This is a genomic window from Aquimarina sp. I32.4 (genome assembly GCF_002924285.1).
Lineage (GTDB): Bacteria > Bacteroidota > Bacteroidia > Flavobacteriales > Flavobacteriaceae > Aquimarina.
This window is the reverse complement of the sequence record NZ_PGUB01000192.1, coordinates 1-3,990: the sequence shown is the minus strand read 5'-3', so window position 1 is coordinate 3,990 and position 3,990 is coordinate 1. Positions and strand designations below refer to the sequence as shown.

Below are 3,990 nucleotides of genomic sequence, written 5' to 3'. Positions count from 1 at the left end.
GCAACTAGATTGATTTCTGGAGTTAGAAAGGAACTAGATGTAAACATTGAGATCAATGAAATATTTACAAACTCAACAATACGATCACTAGCTAACATTATCAAAACAAAAAGCGAACAGCCAAAATCCCCACTTATTAAATGCCAAGAAAGACCCTTAAAAATCCCATTGTCATTTGCACAAGAAAGAATATGGTTTATAAATAAACTTCATGATAATGGGGCATATAATATACCAGCAGTATTAAAACTAAAAGGAGAACTTGATATCAACTTTTTGGAAGCTTCTTTTCAAGAAATAATAAACAGGCATGAAATTCTTAGAACTGTTTATAAAGAGGATAATGGTCTCCCATATCAGGAATTATTAGAAAGAAATAATTGGCAACTAGAAATTATAGATGACTGTATATGTTTAGACGAAAAAGATCTAGATAAGTTTCTTTATAAAGAAGATAATAAAGGGTTTGATTTATCAAATGATCATATGATCAGAATAAAACTTTTAAAACGAACCGAAACAGAATTCATATTAATCGTCAAAATACATCATATAGCTTCTGATGGTTGGTCTATGCCAATTCTTGTCAATGAACTTATTGAGTTGTATAAGTCAAAGAAGGAAAGAAAATCCCCTCTATTGGTTGAATTACCTATTCAATATTCGGACTATGCTATATGGCAAAGAGAATATTTATCGAATGAACGACTAACTGATAAATTAAAATATTGGGAGAAGCAACTCAATGAAGTGTCCTCTTTAAATCTCCCTATAGATTTTAAACGTTCAAAAACACAAAAGTTTAATGGTGATGTATTTAGTCTTGAATTAGAAAAAGCTTTAAGTGATAAACTAGACAAGCTATCCAAGAAATTTGGGGTTACATTATTTATGACGCTTTTAGCGGCTTTCAAAATATTATTAAATAGATATAGCGGAGAACATGATATTTGTGTAGGTAGCCCGATTGCAAATAGAACCCAGACAGAAACAGAATCATTAATAGGCTTCTTTGTTAATACCATTGTACTGCGAAGTGATTTAACGGGCAATCCAAGTTTCAAAGAATTATTATTGAAGGTTAAACATACTACACTTGAAGCTTATATAAATCAAGAAGTACCTTTTGAGAAAATAGTAGACAGAATACAACCTTCTCGGGATACAAGTAGAACTCCTTTCTTTCAGGTAATGTTTGCTCTACAAAATAATGAAATTATTCCTGATTTAGAATTAGAGGGAGTAGAAGTATCTAATCTCACTTTTAATCAAAAAATAGCAAAATATGATTTGACTGTTAACATAATGCATATAGAAGATACTCTTAATTGCTCTATAGAATACTGTAGTGATCTCTTTAAAAAAGTAACTATAGAGAGAATAATGGAGCAGTATGTTATATTGTTATCATCTATATGTTCGGATCCAACAAAAAAAATTGATGAATTAGAATTGCTAACGTCAACTGAGAGATTAAAAGTATCAGAAGAATTTAACCCACAGAGGGTAAGTCAAATCAAAAACCAAACTATTGCTAATTTGTTTGAAGAGCAAGTACATAAAACTCCAAATAAAATGGCTTTGTCATTTAAAGGAAAATCTTTGACATACCAAGAATTAGATAACTATTCAAATCAATTTGCAAGACTTTTAGTTGATAAAGGAATTAACCCCTTGGATAAAGTAGGGATATTATCCTGTCGTGGGTTTGAAATGATCATAAGTATTCTAGGAATACTAAAGTGTGGAGCTATTTATGTTCCACTCAATGAAGAATACCCATTAAAAAGATTACAATATATATTAAAAGATTCTAATGTAGTATATATAGCTTACCATGGCGAAGAGTTATTGCGAAAACATGATTTATCTGGTTGTAAGTTTGTTAAAATAAAAGAATTATTTAATTATCCCAAGACACAAATAAATAATTCTGTTACCTCTGAGGATGGAGCTTATGTTATGTATACTTCTGGTACAACAGGAGAACCCAAGGGCATTTTAGTAAGTCATCGAAATGTCCATAAATTGGTTAAAGAGAAAGGTGCAATTAGATTATTCCCAGAAGACCGGGTACTTCAATGGTCGAATTTTTCTTTTGATGGCTCAGTATATGAAATTTTTAGTACACTGTTAAATGGTGCTAGTTTATTTTTAATATCTGAAAATGAAGCATTTGACCCTAATAAATTAACGCCAATAATTTCTAAAAATAAGATTACTGTTGCCTTTTTGACCACAGTATTATTTAATGCCTTAGTAGAACATGATTTAAAAAGTCTAATTACAATGCGAAGGTTACTGTTTGGAGGAGAACAGGTTTCTGTACCTCATGTAAAGAAAGCCCTAGAAATTTTAGGTCCTAAGAAGATGATACATGTTTACGGACCTACTGAAGCGACAGTATTTTCTACTTATTATCCAATAAATTCTTGTGACAATAATAAAGTGCCAATAGGAAAACCTTTAGATAACACCAATATATATATATTAAATAGCTCTAAAAAATTATGTGGATTAGGAATGGTGGGTGAAATTTATATCGGAGGAGATAACATATCAAAAGGTTATTTGAACAATGAATTACTGAATGAAAAATTATTCTTAAGTAATTCTTTATTTAGTAATTCAAAAATATATAAAACAGGGGACATAGCACGGTGGCTACCAGATGGAAACATAGATTTTATTGGAAGGCTTGATGACCAAATCAAAATTAGAGGATATCGTATTGAATTGTCAGAAATTGAAATGGTTATAAGAGAATTTTCGTCAATAATACAAACTGTAGTGCTAGCTAAATCCGATATTAAAACTGGAAAATTTTTAGTAGCCTATTTAGTGTCTAAAGAAGGCTTTAATAAAGAAGTTTTTCAAGATTACCTACAAATGAATTTACCTGAGTATATGGTGCCAAAGTTCATTATAGAATTATCAGAAATACCATTAACAACTAATGGGAAATTAAACAAGAAAGCATTACCTAGTCCTGATTTCTCTAAATTATCCACAAATAATTACCTAGCGCCAAGAAATCAAGTAGAGAAAAATCTAGTTGATATTTGGGGAAAAGTATTACATATTGAAAATATAGGAGTTTATGATAACTTTTTTGAGCTGGGAGGACATTCTTTATTAGCTACAAGAGTGGTTTCTATGATCAAACAAGAGATGGACATAGAGATAGATATAAAAACTTTTTTTGAGTATCCAAATATAGAATCAATTGCTAAACATATATCAGTTAGGAAAGAGAATGTTTTGAATGAGTCGACAAACTATGATCAAATTGAGCTGTAGGATGAAGAGTGGTAAGGTATATAAAAATACTTTTGAAATAGATAAAGTATTAAGTCTTTTAAAAGAGGCAAATGATAATGAAATAATAGTTTCATATCATGAGGATAAATTAAATGTTAACATAGCAAAAGGTAAAAAAATAAATACTACAGTCTTAGAAAAATTGAGACTAAATAAAGGAATATTATTAGAATATTTTGAAAATGAAAAGAACAAGAATTATTATAAAACATCGATTCTTAGTTTTAAGGAAAAAAATAATATTCGTCCTGTTGATATTCCATTATCATTTTCACAAGAGCGTTTATGGTTTTTAGATAAGTTAGAAGGTAGTACTTCCTATCATATTAGTTCAGTTTTACGCTTATCGGGTTCTATAGATATGGCTATATTGGAGTTATCATTTAGAGATGTAGTTGATCGACATGAGATTCTTCGCACGGTTTATAAAGAAGATGAAGGAGGATTTGTTTCTCAAGAAGTTTTAGATAAGGGAAATTGGAAGTTTTCCAGTAGTATTGTAGAGTCAGAAGAAGTTTTATTATCGTCATTAATTTCTGATAAGATCAATACTCCCTATGATTTATCAAGAGATCATATGTTACGGGTTTCAGTTATAGAGATTTCACCTATAGAACATATTTTGGTTTTGGTTATGCATCATATTGCTTCAGATGGTTGGTCTTTACC

Annotated in this window: 2 protein-coding genes; both read left to right on the top strand. The window is 29.9% G+C overall.

The genetic code is table 11. From position 1 onward, the window contains the following. The coding region (locus CVD18_RS21665) for a non-ribosomal peptide synthetase (protein WP_146052902.1) at positions 1–3,300 on the top strand (3,300 nt) is incomplete at its 5' end. Then, positions 3,266–3,990: condensation domain-containing protein (locus CVD18_RS21660; protein WP_146052901.1), on the top strand; the 725-nt coding region annotated here is incomplete at its 3' end. The genes CVD18_RS21665 and CVD18_RS21660, both read left to right, overlap by 35 nt.